This is a genomic window from Gardnerella sp. DNF01205, assembly GCF_049244135.1.
In the GTDB taxonomy this organism is placed as follows: Bacteria; Actinomycetota; Actinomycetes; order Actinomycetales; family Bifidobacteriaceae; genus Bifidobacterium; species Bifidobacterium leopoldii.
This window is the reverse complement of the sequence record NZ_CP058378.1, coordinates 300,311-319,879: the sequence shown is the minus strand read 5'-3', so window position 1 is coordinate 319,879 and position 19,569 is coordinate 300,311. Positions and strand designations below refer to the sequence as shown.

15 protein-coding genes and 1 pseudogene are annotated in these 19,569 nt (G+C 43.7%); all 16 read right to left on the bottom strand.

Annotation, left to right across the window (positions count from 1 at the left end; all coding sequences use genetic code 11):
* Positions 1 to 15: 15 nt before the first annotated feature.
* Positions 16 to 1,359, bottom strand: a complete 1,344-nt coding sequence (locus HXT47_RS01335) for an FHA domain-containing protein (protein ID WP_410294698.1) — start codon at positions 1,357 to 1,359, stop codon at positions 16 to 18.
* 439 nt (positions 1,360 to 1,798) lie between these two features.
* A complete protein-coding gene (locus HXT47_RS01330) occupies positions 1,799 to 3,007 on the bottom strand; it encodes a hypothetical protein (protein ID WP_004574108.1) in 1,209 nt (402 codons plus the stop codon).
* A gap of 530 nt (positions 3,008 to 3,537) precedes the next feature.
* A complete protein-coding gene (locus tag HXT47_RS01325; protein ID WP_254596774.1) occupies positions 3,538 to 4,428 on the bottom strand; it encodes an Abi family protein in 891 nt (296 codons plus the stop codon).
* A gap of 475 nt (positions 4,429 to 4,903) precedes the next feature.
* Positions 4,904 to 5,671, bottom strand: coding sequence for a hypothetical protein (locus HXT47_RS01320; RefSeq protein ID WP_004105574.1), 768 nt, complete (start codon positions 5,669 to 5,671; stop codon positions 4,904 to 4,906).
* Positions 5,672 to 6,363: 692 nt separating this feature from the next.
* Positions 6,364 to 6,744 (bottom strand): 50S ribosomal protein L7/L12, encoded by a 381-nt coding sequence (rplL, locus tag HXT47_RS01315; RefSeq protein WP_004105575.1) that lies wholly within the window; start codon positions 6,742 to 6,744, stop codon positions 6,364 to 6,366.
* A 97-nt stretch (positions 6,745 to 6,841) separates the two neighbouring features.
* Positions 6,842 to 7,363 (bottom strand): 50S ribosomal protein L10, encoded by a 522-nt coding sequence (gene rplJ / locus HXT47_RS01310; protein ID WP_004105577.1) that lies wholly within the window; start codon positions 7,361 to 7,363, stop codon positions 6,842 to 6,844.
* Between the two features lie 391 nt (positions 7,364 to 7,754).
* Entirely contained in the window at positions 7,755 to 9,158 is a 1,404-nt protein-coding gene (locus HXT47_RS01305) for an NCS2 family permease (RefSeq protein ID WP_004105579.1), read from the bottom strand.
* 253 nt (positions 9,159 to 9,411) lie between these two features.
* Positions 9,412 to 10,191 carry a phosphate ABC transporter ATP-binding protein PstB gene (pstB, locus tag HXT47_RS01300; protein WP_004105584.1) on the bottom strand — a complete coding sequence of 260 codons (780 nt, stop codon included), beginning with the start codon at positions 10,189 to 10,191 and terminating at the stop codon, positions 9,412 to 9,414.
* 77 nt (positions 10,192 to 10,268) lie between these two features.
* Complete coding sequence (gene pstA, locus HXT47_RS01295) at positions 10,269 to 11,321, bottom strand: phosphate ABC transporter permease PstA (RefSeq protein ID WP_174164249.1); 1,053 nt, start codon at positions 11,319 to 11,321, stop codon at positions 10,269 to 10,271.
* On the bottom strand, positions 11,322 to 12,269 hold the full coding sequence (gene pstC / locus HXT47_RS01290; RefSeq protein ID WP_174164405.1) for a phosphate ABC transporter permease subunit PstC: 948 nt from the start codon (positions 12,267 to 12,269) through the stop codon (positions 11,322 to 11,324). It abuts the gene before it with no gap.
* Between the two features lie 106 nt (positions 12,270 to 12,375).
* On the bottom strand, positions 12,376 to 13,602 hold the full coding sequence (gene pstS / locus HXT47_RS01285) for a phosphate ABC transporter substrate-binding protein PstS (RefSeq protein WP_112928872.1): 1,227 nt from the start codon (positions 13,600 to 13,602) through the stop codon (positions 12,376 to 12,378).
* 206 nt (positions 13,603 to 13,808) lie between these two features.
* Positions 13,809 to 14,519, bottom strand: coding sequence for a 5'-methylthioadenosine/S-adenosylhomocysteine nucleosidase (gene mtnN / locus HXT47_RS01280; RefSeq protein ID WP_004105593.1), 711 nt, complete (start codon positions 14,517 to 14,519; stop codon positions 13,809 to 13,811).
* Entirely contained in the window at positions 14,512 to 15,009 is a 498-nt protein-coding gene (locus HXT47_RS01275; RefSeq protein ID WP_004105595.1) for a hypothetical protein, read from the bottom strand. Before HXT47_RS01275 ends, mtnN begins: the two co-directional genes overlap by 8 nt.
* Positions 15,010 to 15,122: 113 nt before the next feature.
* Entirely contained in the window at positions 15,123 to 16,304 is a 1,182-nt protein-coding gene (locus HXT47_RS01270) for a 3-deoxy-7-phosphoheptulonate synthase (protein ID WP_004574114.1), read from the bottom strand.
* Between the two features lie 264 nt (positions 16,305 to 16,568).
* Complete coding sequence (locus tag HXT47_RS01265) at positions 16,569 to 17,903, bottom strand: C1 family peptidase (RefSeq protein WP_004105599.1); 1,335 nt, start codon at positions 17,901 to 17,903, stop codon at positions 16,569 to 16,571.
* 111 nt (positions 17,904 to 18,014) lie between these two features.
* A pseudogene (locus HXT47_RS01260) lies at positions 18,015 to 19,447 on the bottom strand (cell division protein).
* Positions 19,448 to 19,569: the final 122 nt, after the last annotated feature.

Below are 19,569 nucleotides of genomic sequence, written 5' to 3'. Positions count from 1 at the left end.
TCCCACCCTACTTGCTTACTGTTCAATAGCTTTGCGATATGCACTATAACCGCTGTTTCTAGCTAGTGCAGCATCTACTTCAGAATTACCTTGAGCTGCGAGCCACGCGTATAAGTCATCGTATAACCCAGTGTTTGCAGCCAAGAACGGAAGCAACTGCGAATATTGCGCCATCTCAAATTGCTTTGAAAAATCACTACTTTCTTCAGCTTCTTTTGACGTGAATCCGCCGGCTTCCACTACATTTTCTTGAGAGTCAAATTCGCCTTTTGATACTTTTTCAAATACGGAGCCTGGCTCAAATGCAGGTGTGTACTCCGCATCAGAATTGTTAATATCGAGATTTGTAGTACCGAGATTCGTAGAGCCAAAACTGTTAATATCGAGATTATTAGAACTTGTATTTGCACTATTAAAAGCTGAAGTATTGGCAATATTTTCAGCAAAAGTTTCAGTTGAATTTAATGGAGATACTGGAAATTCTTGAGAACTTTCGTTTTGCAATACATTTGCTTCCGAATTAACTGGCGTAACCGGAGAAGCTTGAGTAACCGGAGAAACCTGAGCAACCGAATCAGCTTGATCAACTGCAGAAACCGAATCAACTGCAGAAACCACAGAATCTTGTTGAGAAGGTTCTTCTTTAGTCGCACTTTCTTGCTGAATTGCTTGCGCATCTGCAAATAAATTACGCGGCTCTACAGGAGCCTCCTGCTGCTCTCGCATAACAGGCAAAGTTACATCATGATTGATTGGAGCAACATCTGTTTGCGAATCATCATTGAGCTGAGTTTGATTTTGCATGCCTTGTTTCCAAGACAACCCAGGATGCGAAACTGATTGAGCATGGAAAACACCTGTTGGCTCACCAGCGCGCAAATCAAGAATTTGGTCTACCGATAAATCTGAAGCTGCAGGCTCATCATGCGATTCATCTGTAGCATAAGAGAACAGATTACGCACTGCGTTATCTTTTTCAACTTCAGCAGATTCTTCTTCTACACGCACAAAATCAACAGGAACATCACCGAATTGCATGCGCATTAAGTTATCTGGAAGCTGAAAATCAACATCAGGCTCTAGACGCAGCAAATCACCATTTTCGCTGACTAAATACGTACCGTTAGTTGAATGCAAATCTCGTATTGTTGCCACGCCTCGCATGTCTACAATTAGCAGCGCATGCCTCTTTGACATAGAACGTTTGTTATCTACTATGTCGACGCGCGCGAAACCATCTTCACGCAACGGGCGTATAGGCTTTCGACCAATCTCTACAGACTGACCTGCACCCACACGTGCCTGCTCGACACCACCAACTGTAATCATCCAGCGCTGCACGGTTTGTCGCTCACTCACGTGATCTGCTCCCTTCAAAAAACATACTACCTACTATTGTGTCATGCTTTGTGTATATTGCGCTAGTATTTGTTGATTTTAAGCATAAAAATAACAAAAGGCTCGGAAGAAACTCCCGAGCCTCGAAACTTGCGATATTGCCAACCGTCCCTAGCGGAAAGCAACAACGCAAAGCGCTCAGCATTAATCGGTTAACGAAGCCTGAATCAATAGTAAAAAAGGAAATTTGGCAAACCATATCAACAAGCAAACGCAAACCAAGTAATTGCTGTATAAAACTAAAAGATCTACACAGCGTGCCAAGCACAAAATTTTTATAAAAGCACTTAGTCTAGCGCACCTTTTAGCACACTAGACTAAGTAATTCACAGTAAAACCGACTCAGCAATCAACCAATAAGCTAAAGCCCAAATGATTCATCGCTGAATCAGCTTTTAGCTTAGTGACGGATCTTGCGAAGAGCAGCACCCATGCCAGCAAGCACAGAAGCAGCAACAGCAGCCATAGCTACAGCAGCACCAGTCTTAGCTAAACCAGCAGCAGCGGCACCATTAGCACCAGCGGCAGCACCGTTAGCATTGTTGTTCTGCTGAGCAGAAGCCTTGGTATCCTTACCCTTCTGACCCTGCTTAGCAGCAGCCTGAACTTCCTTACCAAACTTACCGCTCATAGCAGAAGCATAAGCATGCTTCAAACCAGGAACAGCTGGGAATGTTGGAGCCAAAGGATCAGAAGTCACAACTGGTGGCAACAAAGATGGGTTCACACCGGCAGCAACAGCCTCATTGTAAACAGCCTTGTAAAGAGCCAAAGCCTCATTATAAGCCTTTACAGCAGCCTTGGCAGCAGCCAAAGCAGCATTATAGTCGGCAGTAGCCTTGTCAAGAGCATTCATTGCACGGACAAGATGAGCCTTAGCGCGGTCCACAGCATCACGCAAACGAGTCTCGGTAGCAGAATCATTCGTACCAGAAGTCAAGAATGCATTGAGCTTTTCCTGAGCATCATTGAAAGCATTCACGCGTGCATTGAACTCAGCAAGAGCAGCAACCAAAGCCTTATAAGCATCATTGAACTTATTCTTAGCAACAGCAAGTTCATCATCCTTATTGTCCAAGTTCATCTTAGCAAGACGAACCTTGTTAATAAGAGCCCTCTTAATCTGATCCTCAGTTGGATCTGGGTTAGAGCAGTTATTAACGTTGTCCAAAGCCTTGAGATACTTGGCATGAGCATTATTAGCATCAGTCACCTTAGCATCGTAGGTTGCCTTGTCTTCAACATACTTGTTCTTCAGATTTACATATGTCTGAGCAGCTGCAGCATCTTCTGGCTTGGTGCCATTAGGAAGAGGAGTCTTCATCTTAAGCTTGCCAGCATTGCCATCAGCTTCGTACAAAGCCTTAACTTCAGCCTTAGTTGGCTCTTGTGGCTCTTGTGGAACAGCTGGAATAGCAGCCTTAGCAGTATTGTACTCATCAAGAGCTAGAGCAGCGATAGACTCATTCTTGCTCTTAAGATTCCATTCTTCCCTATTTACTGGGCAATCTGGAACGTTAACATTAGCCATTGCTGGTGCAGCAAAAGCGAAACCGGAGAGGAGGGTGGCGCCAGCAGCGAATGCGGCGATAGCCTTCTTATTCAACATAATATTTTTCCTTTCTTCTTCTCCTTCGTGCTAGGTACACGAAGAAAAATTTGCTGTGTAACTCCAACCGGAGCCACACACGCCCGTCAAACTAGGACTGACCGGCGTTTGCTATTAACATACCCCCCCCCCGTTCGAAAAAGTCAAGAGCCAACACACAACTCATTAACAAAAAACATTCATATTTTTATAAAAATATTTCAGTCAAACTATTTTCAAGAATAAAAAATACAGTATTATGCGTTATTTTTCGTAAAAATGTCAATTTCAAGGTTTTTAAAGATTTTTCTCAGAAAACTCTCAGGAAACTCTTGAATACTCCCCCAACCAGCCGCAAAACCGTTGCAATATAGCCACTCCCACGCGACACGCCAACAACCCACTTTTACATAACACGCGCGGCAGTTCCTCTACGTTCATACAAAAGCAATACTGCTTCTTGGCCTATAGCCCAGCAAATAAAAAAATCGGACGACGCATAAATGCATCGCCCGCAAAACTTTCGTTTTCAAATCGTATCTAATAAATTACTATGATGGCTGTACATTATATACAATCTCTTTACAAAAAGCATACATCTGTTGCACTGATGTAGACGACTTATACAAGTCCCTATTAGTAATCATCCTACCGTCAAACAATTCCTTGATTTCCTGTAAACAATGATTCTTCAAATCCTCACTTTTTATAACATCATCCACCGCAATAAGCAGCGAAATAAAATCTTGCACACAGTTATTTTTTAATCGGTTTTGAATAGTCCTTTTTCTTATATCAGGCAATAATTCAACAAGTCTAGAAGCTAAATAACTATTGTAAAAACCATCTTTATTCGTTAAATCATGAATAATACAATTGCTATGAGCGGCAGCATTTCGTATATTCCTTATGCTATCCAACAATGTACAATTAAATTCATTATATTCATACTTTGAACAGTAATACTTATAAAAATTAACAAATTCTCCAAATGGAATCACTTCCAGAAAAACATATATAGGATACTTGGGGTGAGTATATTTACCCAATATAGTCTTTACATACGCAGTAGAACGTCTGTTATTAAGCTCTGTTATAATGCGTGGATACTTTGCGATATATTCACTTACTATACTGAATTCATCAATATTTTTTTCTTGTATATTTTTTAATATATTAACTTTTAAAGAATGTTCCACGCTAAGACTTGCACTAATAATCCAACGTCGTAAATACATATCAATAGTAGATAAATCTTTTAGAGCCATAAAATCAAGACCCACATATTTACCATTATGCTTATGAAAATTGGTTTTATAGGCAGTGACCTTAACATAATAATTATGCTCATTCAAAAATGAAATAGCATCCTTAATTGTACATTTTTGAAAAGTAACACCCTTACCTTTTAGCTTATCTATAAGTTGCTCTGTCTGTAACATGAAACACCACCTATCCATAAGCAAAATAATCTAAATAACTAAGAAAACTATTTATTTTCCTTTAATGATTCAAGTATAAGAAAGAATAGGAAAAGCAAAAAGAGTAAGTGCCTAAGTAGATAGGTAGGTAAGCAAGTAAGTAAATAAGTACGTAAATACAAAGAAAAGGGCTCGGAGAATAAGTACCAAATAAAAGCACTAAACCCAAGCCCTTAATAAACTGGCCTATCTCCCTAAAAATAAACCAGCCTTACACTCAACAGTTACACTCACAAGCCACACCACAATCCCACTGTCAAGAAAGAGATCTGGCAAAACAGTAAAATTATGAAACAGCCTACAAGCAACTCGCCGCAAAACACTGAACAGTATTTACGGCACGTTGAGTGAAAGATTTAACAAGTGAGCGTACCATACTTACATACAGCACGCTCACAAATCATTAAACAATCAACACACTTAATGTGCTAACAGCTTAGTGACGGATCTTGCGAAGAGCAGCACCCATGCCAGCAAGCACGGAAGCAGCAACAGCAGCCAAAGCTACAGCAGCACCGGTCTTAGCCAATGGAGCAGCAGCAACTGGGGTCTTAGCAGCAGCCTTCTTATCAGACTTCTTATCAGACTTCTTAACATCAGCCTTCTTGCCACCAAGATTGTTCAAGAACTTAGCAAAGCGTTCCTTACTTTCCTTGTAAGCCTTCTCAGCTTTAGCAAGCTCATCCTTGGCTTCCTTCTCATTCTTAGTAGCAGCAGAAATACTATCTAAGAATGGAACATTAGTGTAGTAAGCCTTACGCAAAGCAGCAGCAGCTTCATGTTCACCTTCAGCGTCAAGATAATCAGCCTGAGCCAACATATCAGCCCACTTAGCCTTCAAAGCATTCAAAGCAGCAGTAGCTTCATTAGCCTTGGACCTAGCTGCTGAAACCTCTGCAGCACCACGACCATTCAAGGTGCCCAAAGAACCATTTACAATGTCTCCCTTTTCGGAACCGTTAAGGAAGTTGTCAAAAGCCTTGGACTTATCGAGATTATCTAAAACTGCCTTATTTTCCTTAGCTTTGTTCTCTTCAACTTTTTTAGCCAACTCAGCTGCATCAGCCTTTTCCTGCTTCTTAGCATTCTCAATAGCTGTTTGAGGTAAATTCGCACTATCAGCCATTGCTGGGGCAGCAAAAGCGAAACCGGAGAGGAGGGTGGCGCCAGCAGCAAATGCGGCGATAGCCTTCTTATTCAACATAATATTTTTCCTTTCTTCTTCTCCTTCGTGCTAGGTACACGAAGAAAAATTTGCTGTGCAACTCCAAACGGAGCCACACACGCCCGTCAAACTAGGACCGACCGGCGTTTGCTATTAACATACCCCCCCCCGTTCGAAAAAGTCAAGAGCCAACACACAACTCATTAACAAAAAACATTCATATTTTTATAAAAATATTTCAGTCAAACTATTTTCAAGAATAAAAAATACAGTATTATGCGTTATTTTTCGTAAAAATGTCAATTTCAAGGTTTTTAAAGATTTTTCTCAGAAAACTCTCAGGAAACTCTTGAATACTCCCCCAACCAGCCGCAAAACCGTTGCAATATAGCCACTCTTGTGCGACACGCCGACAACCCGCTTCTCGCGTATCGCACGCGGCAAAAACTTTACAGCGGTGTAAATAAAAGGTCGTTTGCGTGCGAAATAGCGGCAAAAACTTTACAGCGTTGTAAATAAAAGGTCGTTTACGCGCCTTAATCCGGCAAAAACTTTACAGCGGTGTAAATAAAAGGTCGTTTGCGTGCGAAATAGCGGCAAAAACTTTACGCGCGAGTAAAGAAAAGGTTGGGACGCAACAAAAAAGGCGGCAGGAATAATCCTACCGCCTAATTTTCACTATGCACACACGCATAAAACTGCGTTACGCGCAAAGCAACAAAAAGTTAGAACTACTTAAGTTCAACGGAAGCGCCAGCCTCTTCGAGGGCAGCCTTAGCCTTCTCAGCATCTTCCTTCTTAGCCTTCTCGAGAACAGCCTTTGGAGCGCCGTCCACGAGAGCCTTAGCTTCAGCCAAGCCGAGGCTGGTCAAAGCACGCACAGCCTTGATGACTGCAATCTTCTTATCGCCAGCAGCGGTGAGAACGACGTCAAACTCGTCCTTCTCTTCCTCAGCAGCACCAGCAGCAGCTGGAGCAGCAGCAACAGCGGCTACAGGAGCAGCAGCTTCGACATCAAACTTATCTTCGAATGCCTTGACGAACTCAGAGAGCTCAACGAGGGTCATTTCACCGAAAGCTTCAAGAAGCTCTTCGTTAGTGAGCTTAGCCATAATTGGCTTCCTTTCTTACTTGGCCGGGCATACTTTATGCCTTACGACCATAACATTTTTATATTTGGTTGGTCTCATGCAGCAAGCTGCAAGGGAATCAAGCGGCCTTTTCCTGCTTCTCGCGCAAAGCGTCGATTGTACGAACTGCCTTGGTTGGCAATGCGTTGAACAGGCAAGCGGCCTTGGACATGGTGCCCTTGAGCGCGCCGGCCATTTCGGAAAGCAACTGTGGGCGCGACTTCAAGTCGGCGAGCTGCTTTGCACCTTCGGCATCGTAAACGGTTCCATCTGCGAAACCGCCCTTAATGACGAGGGCTTTATTCTCTTTGGCAAAATCACGCAAGGTCTTAGCAGCCTCAATGAAATCACCCTTAACGAAGGTGACTGCAGTTGGGCCGGCGAGAAGCTCGTCGAGACCTTCAATGCCCGCTTCCTTAGCAGCAATACGAGCAAGCGTGTTCTTAGCCACAGAGTAGGAAGTATCGCGGCCTAGCTTTTCGCGCAGAGTAGAAATCTGCGGAACGGTAAGCCCGCGGTACTCGGTGAGGTAGATAGCGTCTGCATTACGGAAAAGTTCCGTAAGCTCGGCAACTACCGCTTCCTTTTCGGGCCTCTTCATGGCGTTCCTTCCTAAATTGGCCGTAGGTGAAAGAAACGCATCAAGCTTAATTAAACAGGGCAATAAAAAAAGCCCTGCGCACTGGCAGAGCAACATAAGAAGCACTAAAGCGTGCTAAATTTTCGACTCATAACGAGATCCGCTATAAATCCTCGCTCAACCTGTGCTGGCATGACACATCAATTTCAGGAATCTCGCGATCCCACCAACGGTCTGTGGTTTACGTTGGGTAATTTTAATACGCTGTTAGGACAATGTCAAGAGAAATATTATAGAAATAAAAAAGAGGGCATGTAATTTACATACCCTCTAATTTTTTAATTTTTACTTTTATATTTTTTGTTTCACAAGTTCACTACTTGTAAAATGCACCCTTACATTAAATGCACATTTACAGCACAGCATTAGCAACAAAATCAAGTAAGAACAGCAAAGAAACAATCCAAAGCATTGGATGAACTTCTTTAGCACGCTTCTTGCAAGTCATCACCAAGCAGTACATGATAAAGCCGGCGGCGATACCATAAGAAATGTTGTAAGAGAATGCCATGAACACTGCAGCGAAAAATGCAGGAATTGCCTCAGAAATATCATCCCAAGCAATTTCCTTCAAAGAGCTTGCCATCATGCAACCAACAACCACAAGCACACCGGCAGTTGCAGCAGCAGGAACAGCGGAAACTACAGGAGCAAGCACTATAGAAAGCGCGAAGCAAATAGACACAACTACGGAAGTCAAACCGGTACGACCACCAGCACCAATACCTGCAGCAGACTCTACATAAGTAGTGGTATTAGAAGTACCGAAAATTGCACCAACAGAAGTTGCGATGGAATCAGCGAACAAAGCGCGATCCATCTTGGAACTAAAACCGGAGCCGTTTTCAAGAGCTTTTTCGTCAGCCTCAGAGAAGATACCTGTACGACGACCAGTGCCAATGAAGGTACCCAAGGTGTCGAAAGTATCAGACATTGAGAATGCAAAAATCGTTATCAAAACAAGCGGAACACGCGAAGGGTCTGCAAACAGCGTTGAGAAGCCTTTGTCACTAAATATTGCGCAGAAAGTAGTTGGCAAATTATTAAAAGCTTCTGAAACTGAAACAGAATTGCTCATGGTTGTAAGTCCCATTGGAATACCGATTAATGCAGTAACAACAATGGAAATAAGCAAAGATCCACGAACATTCAACACAGTAAGCACGATTGCCAAAAGCAATCCAATGAGGAACAACCACAATACTGGGTTCTTTAAAACAGCAAGACCTGGAATTGCAGGAGCTGCACCAAAATGAGACGCAACTTTTGCAGCTTTGTCATCCTTTGGAGTGAACTTAATCAAATCAACGTTCACCATGCCAACATAAGCCACAAATAAACCAATGCCACCGCCGATTGCGTGTTGTAACGAAGTCGGGATGGCACGAATAATCATTTTACGAATTTTAGTAACGGTAATAATAATGTTAATTAAACCGCATAAGAACACCATGCACATTGCATGCTGCCAACTAAAGCCTAAGCCTTTTACGACTGTGAACGTAAAGAATGCATTTAAGCCCATACCAGCAGCCTGAGCATAAGGCACGTTAGCAAATAAGCCCATAACAAGCGTGCCAATAATAGCAGCAATAATTGTTGCTAAGAACACGCCACCCCATGGCATACCAGTTTCTTTTAATACATTTGGATTTACGATGATAATGTACGACATTGCGAAGAATGTAGTGAGACCTGCAGTGATCTCCGTTGATACATTCGTGCCGTTTTCTTTGAGATGGAAGAACTTTTCCATAAACTCTCTGTTCCTTGGTTTACAAGCGCAAAAGACCAGAAAAGCGCGGCGAAAGCACTTGAGCAATCGCGTACGCAATTACATTTGGGCATTCACGCAGAGGTTACTGCGACTCGTCGAATGAACGAAGGCATCACAAAATCTCACATAAAATTATGAAAATTGCGAAACCTTTGAACAACCGAACAGCTCTGACCTTACGCGCACGTGCTGACCAAGGAAATACACCGAAATCAAAAAAGTATATAACAAATCAGCCAAAACGACCGGAAATATAACGCTCAGCTTCAGCATTGCGCGGATTGTTGAACATAGTAGTTGTGTCTGCAAAGTATTCCAGATGACCAGGCTTACCGACAGCCTTCAAATTAAAGAATGCAGTGTAGTCCGCAACACGCGCAGCCTGTTGCATATTATGCGTCACGATCACAATCGTGTAATCGTTTTTAAGCTCATTAATCAAATCTTCTACAGCCAACGTAGAAATAGGGTCAAGAGCTGAGCAAGGCTCATCCATAAGTAAAACTTGCGGATGCACAGCCACAGCCCTAGCAATGCAAAGTCGCTGCTGCTGACCGCCAGAAAGACCAATACCCGGCTTATCTAAGCGATCCTTAACTTCATTCCACAAGTTCGCGCCTCGCAAAGCCCACTCAACTAAATCGTCAGCATCACTCTTAGCAATTTTACGATTATTCAAACGAACTCCAGCAAGCACGTTTTCGCGAATAGACATTGTTGGGAAAGGATTTGGGCGCTGGAAAACCATGCCAACATCGCGGCGGACAGCCACAGGATCCACATCTTTGCCATATAAATCGCGGCCTTCAAGAAGCACCTGTCCTTCTACTCGCGCGCCCGGAGTGATTTCGTGCATGCGGTCTAAGGTGCGCAAAACTGTTGATTTTCCACATCCGGAAGGTCCGATAAAAGCCGTCACTTTATTTGGCTCAATATTAATATTCACATCTTCTACAGCAAGAAAATCGCCATAATAAATATTCAGATGCTTCACATCAATTCGCTGACCCATTTTATGCTCACTTTCTAAAAATTTAATTCGTTTTGCTTTGCTTTATTTCGCTTCGCTTTGCTTTACTTTATTTCGCTTTATCTCGCCTTTACAGAAAACACTCGAGCTACAACTCGCCCCAAAATATTTAGCAACAACACCAACACAATAAGCGTTAAAGCTGCAGCCCACGAGCGCTCCATCGGAATTGACGTTACACAAGAAGCCGGCGCGTTAGCAGGGCAATTCGCAGAAAGCTTGGAATACTCCTGGTAAACATACACCGGCAAAGTCGTCATTTGCCCGTCAAATAAATTGAGATTCGTTGAAGCAATAAAGCCTGAAGCCATAAGAAGTGGCGCAGTTTCACCAATAACGCGCGCAACCGCAAGAATACAGCCAGACACAATTCCCGGAAGAGCAGTGCGCAAAACGATTTTTGTAATTGTGCGCTGCTGAGTAACTCCCAAAGCAAGAGACGCCTCGCGCAAATCGTTAGGCACGATTTTTAGCATTTCTTGAGAAGACTTCACAACTGTTGGAATCATAAGAAGAGAAAGAGCCACAGATCCTTCAAAACCATTGATTGTACCTGGGCCAGCAAGAAAAGCAAACATTGAAAACGCAAACAAGCCAGCAACAATAGACGGAATACCACTCATAACGTCAACAAGCAGATTAATTATGCGCGAAATTTTGTTTCCGCGAGAATACTCAACCAAATAAACAGCACACATTAAACCAATCGGAATTGAAATAACCATAGCTCCTAGCGTTATTTCAAGAGTTCCAATAATCGCGTGCAAAATTCCGCCATAACCGCCAGTTCCAGTAGCATTTCCGCCCACAACGTAAGTCATGTTATGAGTGAGAAAATCAAAATTCAAGCGCTTAATACCATTAATAATGGTTGTTAAAAGCAAAGAAATAAGCGGAATAAGTGCCACAACAAAAGATAAGAAAATCAGCACGCGCATAAGCATGTCTTTACGTTTGCGCGCAGCTATGTGTGAGCGAGTTGGGCGGAATTTGTTGAAGTCAATAACCGGAGCTGCGGAATTTTCTGCGGAATTCTCAACAGAACTTTCGACAGACTTTTCGGCAAAAGTATTCTCGCTAAGCACTTCAATATTATTAATTTGATTCCCCATTTATGCGCCCGCCTTTCCTGTGATTTTGCGAGCAATAAAGTTGACTGCAAAAGAAATAACGAACAAAACTAAGCCGGTTGCAATAAGCGCACTTACGCCAAGTCCGTTTGCTTCCGGATACTGCGCTGCAATATTTGCTGCGATAGTTTGATTTTGAGAAGCCTTGAGAATATTGATACCAAAAGTAAATCCAGGAGACAAAATCATCAAAACTGCCATCGTTTCGCCTAAAGCACGACCCAACCCAAGCATAGAAGCCGACACAATACCAGACTTTGCAAACGGCAGAACCGCTAATCTAATCATCTCCCACTTTGTAGCGCCAAGCGCAAGCGCACCTTCTTGCTGCAAACGCGGAGCCTGCTGGAAAATATCGCGAGCCATAGAAGTAATAATCGGCAAAATCATCACAGCCAAAACTAATGCAACTGTAGCAGCAGAACGAGAAGGATTAGCCGCCGGACCAGAAAATAACGGAATCCAGCCAAAAAGTTTAGAAACCCAATCCCAGAAAGGATACATAGCTGGAACCAAAACCAATCCGCCCCACAAACCATAGATTACGGATGGAATTGCCGCAAGCAAATCAATTACTCCACTGAAAAGCGGAACAATTTTTTTAGGTGCATAATAAGAAATAAATAGAGCAATACCAATTGCCACAAAAAATGCGAACAGCAGCGCGAGCGCAGACATAAGCACTGTGCCAAAAATAAGCGGAGACACATAGCTTATAAAATCATGTGCCTTACCACCAGTAAAATCAGCAAACACATGACTTACTTGATCGTGATTTCCACTTATTAAAGGCAAAGCACAAAACAGCAGAAATACTGCAACTGCCGTAAGAACAAGCAAAATTAGCATGCCGCAGCCTGCAGCCACGCCTTTAAAAAGACGGTCTGCAAGATGAGTGCCAACATAATTTTTTCTATTGCTCTCAGAAATTTTAGCAGTTTCGTTTGCACTATTCGCGACTGCTTTCGCATTTTTCGTAGAACTCAATCATTCTCCTTTATAACCGATACGTTCATAATATCAGTTTGTAAAGTTTTTATTTTCTTGTTTTAACAGACTTAATCGATGCGTTAATTTTGCTTACCAAATTTTGTGGGAGTGGAGCTGTTCCAGCAGCAGCAGAAGCAGCATTCTGCCCTTCCGCGCTAGTTACGTAGCTCAGCCAAGACTTCACAAATCGAGCAGTTCCTGCATCTTTATAAACCGGGCAAGCAATATCGTAAGAAACTAACACAATTGGATAAGCGCCCTTAGATTGCGTATTGTGATTAATTTTCATAACAACGCGATTAGGATATTTTGCAGAAGCGTCTGCGTCAATTTCAGAATCAGCTAAAGTTTTAGAAGCAGCTTCCGGAGAAATCTCATTGTAAGTATCCCCCACTTTCACTGCAACAGTGCCGAGCTTACCGACCTGTGAAAAATCAGCGTAACCAATCGCACCATTCGCCATGCGAATAGTAGATACAACGCCCGAAGTTCCCTTTGCGCCTTGACCGACGCTATTTGGCCAGTTTTCGCTAAGATCGTGCGACCAATCGTCTGGAGCCGCATCCTTCACATAGCTTAAGAAATTCTGCGTTGTGCCAGACTTATCGGAGCGGTGAACAACAGTAATCGGGGTGTCTGGAAGCTTTAGCTTAGGATTCTGCTTCTTGATATCGTCATCATTCCAGCGCGTAATTTTTCCGTCGAAAATTTTAGCAATCGTCGAAGCGTCCAAATTAATATGCTTGCCAGCATCAGAAACACCTTTAAGGTTGAAAATAATCGCAATTGGTGAAACATACACAGGCACGTCGAAAGCCGTAGTTCCATGAGCACAAACCGACTTAGACTTTTCAACTTCGTCGTTACTCAACGCTTTGTCTGAACCAGCCCAAGCCGTGGCTCCTGTCATAAAAGTGGTAACACCAGCACCAGAACCGGTTGGATTGTAGGCAATTTTTGCACCCGGATTTTTAGATTGGAATCCTGCAATCCACGCTTCCATTGCAACCTGCTGGGAAGAAGCACCCGAGCCTTGGAAATTGCCGGAAATTTTTGCATTCTGCGCTCCGGTTGCGTTGTTGCTGCCCGCTGGACTATTGTCGCCGCAAGCAGCGCAAGTTGCGCACAAGCCGAAAGTGAGCGCCGCAGCAGCAATACTACGGAACTTAAGTGCGCTTTTATTCATATTAAATTTATTCATATTTGACTTATTCATATCGTTACGCATATTCTTCTTTCCTTTCGCGAAGAATTGCCTTGCGCCCCACCACATTTTCGCGTTCCTATAGCCGTATTGCGAATTGGGCGCATTTTCTTAATTAATCCCTATCTTTTTTTATTAACGCAACCATCGTAAACAGGTGGGTAAAACCTCACCGGCAAAAATAAAGTGGGTATCAAAAACGGCGGTATTTGGCGTTATATTTGACGCGACCTAAGCAAAATGAAGGTCGGCGACTACATCGGCGTGTCGAAATGTCACAAATTGCGAATTATATTTACAGTAATTTTTGCAGCAGTGTCCGCGTATTCGGAAATATCGAAAGCGCGGAAAGTTTCGTATTCAGTGTCTGCATTATCACTCATTGCGCGCACAATAAGCGCAGGAACGTCATTACGAGCAGCAACATGCAAGACAGCAGCACCTTCCATTTCAACTGCATCTGCTTTAGTAGCTGCAATTACTTCCGCAACTTTTTCTTGCGAATCAACAAAATATCCGCCGGACGCAATCGTTCCAGCAATATGCGTGATTTTCATGTCAGTTAATACATTGCTAGCTACTTTAAGCAAGTAATCATCCGAATGAAATTCGCTTGCAAACGGCTTCCACTGACCGATTAGACGCATATCAGTATCGAGATATTTTACAGTCTTTCCAAGAACAACATCGTTCGTATGCAAATTTTTATTAAGATTTCCTGCAATTCCAGAAAAAATTACAGCTTGAGGATTGTATGTGTCAATAAGATACTGCACAGTTGCAGCAGCATTTACTAAGCCCATTCCGCCAACCGTAGCTGCAACTTCGATTTTACTGCCATTCGCCGAGTCAAGAGTGCCGCAAGATACATCAAGACTTGCAGACTTATCGTGAGTCACGTTTTCAAGCGCGCTAGCAATATGTGCAACTTCTTCCTCTAAAGCACCGACAACAGCGACTTTCGTAATTTTCTCAGTACTAGGCATTAGCAGAATCATCCTTTTTTACTTCGCTACTTACGCATTTATCGTTATTCTTAACCAAAAACACGCATACTAAAGTCATAATAACAAAAGTCAAAGTCGCAATCTTCAGCAATGCTCCGCACGTAAAATCAAACCAAGGATTCACAACAGGAACATTGAAAAACGCAATAATTTGATCCTGCAAAGCAAGAAAAGCAAAAAATCCAGCTATAAGAAGCACACAAACTAAAGTACCAACAATGCGACGCCATCCGCTAGCAAAAACAATTAAAGCAATTCCAGTTACAAACGGCATAAAAACGCTAAACCACAAAGCAGAAAACGTAACAAGCGTATACCCAGCGCTATGCGTGCCACGATACCATGCAAGAGCCAACAAAAGCACACCGTTGTAAATCAAAGCTAACAATATATAACGCACCACCGGTAATGCTTTACACATAAAACCTTTATTCGCTTTATTAGCTTTATTCAAGTCTTTGTTATACATTTCAACACACTCCCTTGTACACAAAATATAATGCAAAAATAGGCGGCAAATACAGTAAGGAATATAAGCCAAGTAGAAATTAATTGAGATTATCTTACTACAATCTCTAATCTCTAAGCTCTACGGCGAGTTGCTACAGATTTAGCTAAAATTCTTAGCAAATTGGCAGTATCTTCCCAAGAAATGCAACGATCTGTAATAGACTTGCCGTATTCAAGCTCGCTAAGAGGAGCAGGATCTTGATTGCCACCCTGCAAGAAGCTCTCCATCATAACGCCCTTAATACCCTGCTCGCCATCAGCCAAACGATCTGCAATCTCACGCACAACCTCAATCTGGCGACGCTCATCCTTGCCAGAATTACCATGCGAACAATCCACAACCACGCCGTTAGAAGCCATACAACCAGTGCCCAAGCGCAAACGAATCGAAGCAACAGCAGAAGCAACCGACGCAGCATCATAATTAGGACCTTTACTAGAACCGCGCAAAACCACGTGACAATCAGGGTTGCCAAGAGTCTGCACAGCACAAGCGCGACCAAGATGATCAATACCAAAGAACGTATGATGCTGGCTCGCAGCTAAGCAGCCATTTACAGCCGCAGAAACGGAACCATCCGTAGCATTCTTAAAACCAACCGGCATAGAAAGACCACTAGCAAGCTGACGATGAATCTGAGACTCCGTATTACGCGCACCAATCGCGCCCCAACTCACAGCATCCGCAATAAACTGAGGGCTAGTCGGCTCCAAAAATTCAGTAGCAGCAGCCAAACCAGCATCCAACACGCCGAGCAAAGTCTTACGCGCAAGCAACAAACCCTTATGAATATCATGCGTTCCATCAATATCCGGGTCGTTAATCAAACCTTTCCAGCCAAGAGCTGTGCGCGGCTTTTCAAAATACACGCGCATAACAATAAGAAGCTCATCTTCGAGCTCCGAACGCAACTTAGCCAAACGATTCGCATAATCAAGAGCAGCCTTAGGATCATGCACAGAACACGGGCCCACAATAACAAGAAGGCGATCGTCGTCGCCATTCAAACAGCCACGAATCTCATCACGCGACTGCGCAACAATATCCTGCGCATACGACGACAATGGCAACTCGCCAAGCACCTGAGCAGGAGTCGGCAGCGGCTCCAGCTCAAGCACGCGGCGGTTAATAATGCGATCCACACCAACCTGGTCCTCCCAGCGCTGGAACTTCGCAGAGTTAAGAGGGTTGCGCCCCTCCTCAACCTCCTTCTTTACCGCGCGAGAAGTACGCTGCTCAGCTGCAGAAGACATTTGTCACCATCCTATAAAACAAAACGCGCACCGCCGCGCTTGCGCAAAGAGTTAACCTAACTGTGGGGTCGGTGTACGCATCTTGAAATAAAGATGCGTACACCGCCGAGCTTGCGTTGAAAGCACAACCACATTTGATGTGGTCGGTGCTTGCATCTTGAATAAAGATGCAAGCACCGCCGCGCTCACGCGAAAAGCACACTGTGCTTTTCGCAATAGTGAGCGCGGCGCTTTGGAGTAGCTTAAGCGCCCAATGCGCTTAAGCTAAGCCAAAGCGCCCATTGGATCCCACGCCGGCAAAACAATTGCTGGTTCTTCTAGGGCTTTGCGATATTCTTCCGGAAGCAGATTCTTCGGCACTGCAACTTCGTACACATACTCAGTAAACCAGTCGTCACTCATCGTAAAGTAACCCTTATCTGCAATATCAGTGCCCCAAGAGTTCTCTACGCGCCAACGGCGAGTAGTCGTACCATCATCAGCAACATCAACACCAGCAAAAGCCATAGCGTGATTCATCGCAGAATCAGCAAAACGCACACGCGCTTCCTTATCCAAATCAAAATCAACGCCATAAACGCGACCATACTCGAACAAATCAGTAGCCCAAGCGCCATTCTCGCGATCCATCATAGGATGACAATCGGCACCAAACCACACTGGAATGCCCTTCTCAACCAAAATCTTACGCACGCAATCCTTCATAAACTGGTTTGGCACGTTCAAATACTCGGTTGCGTCTCCGCCAGCAACATTACCCAAGTGCTCAATAGCAATCTTCTTGCCCTTAGGATGTTCAGCGCGAGGATCGTCAACCAAGCACACATAATCCTCAAGACCAGCATTCACGTACTTCTTCCAGAACTCAACTGGCGTAATCTCACCATCGCGATGGAACTTGCCGTCGCTATCAGTCCACTCCCAATCGAAGCTCTTAGGTGGCTCACCCAAGTGAATTGTCAAAATCCTGTGACCTGCAGCAGTAGCATCCGCAATAATCTCATCAATTTCAGTGGCATTCGCATACATATGAGCAACAGCAGTATGCAAAAGCGCACGCAACTGCGTATTCATAGCACCAGTATTCTTAGAAGAAGCGGTTTCTGGGAACAAATCCTTAGGAACAGCACCATACTTCTTGTAAACGTTCATAGCCATGGTCCACTGACCGCCATCGCCCATAACGTCATGCAACAAATGCTGAATCAAACGAGAATCTGAAGGCTCACCTGCACGCACCAAAGCCGCAACATCCTTCAAGAAGTAGTTAATTCGCTCAAGCTTGTCATAGTACATTGCGTAGTTCTGAGAAAACTCAAATTCCTTCAATCCAAGGGATTTCTTCGCAATGAAACGAGCCACGTTCAACGAGCTAAACAGCCAGCAACGGCCAGAACGATCCTGATGTGTTGCATCTCCGTTATCAACAATGGTAGAAAAACGACGCTGCAATAAGCGCGCACGATCATAATTACGCGCGACTTTATCAATACCAGCAGCAGTCACACCATTCATAGCTAAACGGTTTAAAGGATTTGCGTCAAAATCCTCACGCAAACCTTGTAATTTTTCATCAGTTAGAGCAGTGATTTCAGTCACAATGCTACCTTTCCTGTTAATTATCAATATTTATTTCAAATATTTATTCAAATACCAGCACATTCTAACGTACGATACTTAAGCCAATCTACAAATTTTATAATATTTTCTTTATTGATTATCTGTGTCTTGGTTTTCTTGAGACTCGTTAGCTTCACTAGCTTCCTCAGATTCAGCCAACGCAGCTTGAACATCTCGCTGAGCCTGCTTCGCATCCGCAGAAGATTGAGCATTCGCCGAATCCTCATTATCGTCAGAAGCTTGCGCAACTTGTTGGTTTTGTTGAGCATCTCCAAAATCAAATCCAGAGAAAGCATTCGCAAACAGCGAGCGCAATTCCGTAACTCGCTGCGTAATAGTTGCCTCACGATGCTGCAATTGGGTTAATCGAGTCGTCATGCCATCAAGCTCTTGTTGTGCTGCAGCTCTACGCTCTTCAACCTGAGCAGTCGCCTCCTGCATAGCTTTGCGCACAATATCAGCAGCCTGACTATCCGCAGCCTGATGCGTTTGCGCTGCATATTCGTCAGCTTCTTGATGAACAGTTTTTGCACGAGCAACCAAAGCATCTGCTTCTTCCTGAGCTGCACTTTCTTTCTCTTTCAAGCCAGAAAGCAAGGCATTGACTTTCTTTGTAGCTTCCTCCTGTTGAGCAGCAATATCTGCGCGAATCTGCTCAACTTCTGCACTAACTTGGCTTAACGTACGCGTACGTTCAACTTGAGCATCATCTGCAATTTCTTGAGCTTTAGCGGCAGCAGCATCCGTAATTTCGCCAGCTTTGCGCTGTGCGTCAGCCATCATCTTCGAAGCGTGTTCGCGCATATCAGCAAGCTTTTTATTTGCTTCAGCGAGAGCAGATTCAATCTGATCGTTTGTTTCAGCCTTAGCACGCGCAATCTCTTCGTTTGCAGCCGCACGCTGCTCAGCAATTTTTTGAGCAGCTTCCGACTTAAGTTGCGAAATACTGCTTTCTTGTTGCGCGCGCTCTGAAGCCATACGCTTTGTATGTTCTTCTTGAGCGTTTTGTAAAGCTAATTCTGCAGCGTCTTTTGAGCTTGCACATCTTTAGCAGTAGTATCGCGCAAACGTGCAGAATCTTCTTGCGCAGCTTGCATAAGTTGTGTCGACTTTTGCGTGGCATTGGAAAGCATTGTGTCTGCTTTAGTTTGTGCTTCTTGCATTAAATGTGCAGCATCCAGCTTTGCATTGTTCAGCAAAGTTCCGGCTTGTGCTTGTGCATTCTTTTTAATTGATGCAGCATCTTGCTTAGCGCGCTCAAGCAATTGAGAACTAGTTTGTTCTGCAGATGCCAGCAATTGTTGCGCATTTGCACCTAAAGACGCAAAAGTATTTCCGCTTTTGGCACGTTTTACATTATTTTTTTCTTCTTGCAATTGCGCTTGTAATTGCAAAATTGATTCATCACTTGAACGCACTTGTTCACGCAGACGAGAAATAGTACGCTCATAGTTTGCAAATGCTTCATTTACCTTGTCTTTATCGTACCCACGCAACGCGGTTGGGAATAAATCAGCCACCATAATATTCCTTTCACAAGCCCCCACACAGCTGCACAAAACGCTGTGCTACACCATCAGAATCAACGCTATCACTTACAAGCAAAAAACACTCGTGTGTTGCGCACGTTTTTGCTAAGCTCACA

Excerpts from the sequence above, each read along its gene's own strand:
- HXT47_RS01305 (WP_004105579.1), bottom strand. The coding sequence starts at position 9,158 with ATGGAAAAGTTCTTCCATCTCAAAGAAAACGGCACGAATGTATCAACG.
- pstS (WP_112928872.1), bottom strand. The coding sequence starts at position 13,602 with ATGTGGTGGGGCGCAAGGCAATTCTTCGCGAAAGGAAAGAAGAATATG.
- HXT47_RS01270 (WP_004574114.1), bottom strand. The coding sequence starts at position 16,304 with ATGTCTTCTGCAGCTGAGCAGCGTACTTCTCGCGCGGTAAAGAAGGAG.
- HXT47_RS01325 (WP_254596774.1), bottom strand. The coding sequence starts at position 4,428 with ATGTTACAGACAGAGCAACTTATAGATAAGCTAAAAGGTAAGGGTGTT.
- HXT47_RS01275 (WP_004105595.1), bottom strand. The coding sequence starts at position 15,009 with ATGTATAACAAAGACTTGAATAAAGCTAATAAAGCGAATAAAGGTTTT.
- pstA (WP_174164249.1), bottom strand. The coding sequence starts at position 11,321 with ATGGGGAATCAAATTAATAATATTGAAGTGCTTAGCGAGAATACTTTT.
- HXT47_RS01330 (WP_004574108.1), bottom strand. The coding sequence starts at position 3,007 with ATGTTGAATAAGAAGGCTATCGCCGCATTCGCTGCTGGCGCCACCCTC.
- HXT47_RS01320 (WP_004105574.1), bottom strand. The coding sequence starts at position 5,671 with ATGTTGAATAAGAAGGCTATCGCCGCATTTGCTGCTGGCGCCACCCTC.
- mtnN (WP_004105593.1), bottom strand. The coding sequence starts at position 14,519 with ATGCCTAGTACTGAGAAAATTACGAAAGTCGCTGTTGTCGGTGCTTTA.
- pstB (WP_004105584.1), bottom strand. The coding sequence starts at position 10,191 with ATGGGTCAGCGAATTGATGTGAAGCATCTGAATATTTATTATGGCGAT.
- rplJ (WP_004105577.1), bottom strand. The coding sequence starts at position 7,363 with ATGAAGAGGCCCGAAAAGGAAGCGGTAGTTGCCGAGCTTACGGAACTT.
- rplL (WP_004105575.1), bottom strand. The coding sequence starts at position 6,744 with ATGGCTAAGCTCACTAACGAAGAGCTTCTTGAAGCTTTCGGTGAAATG.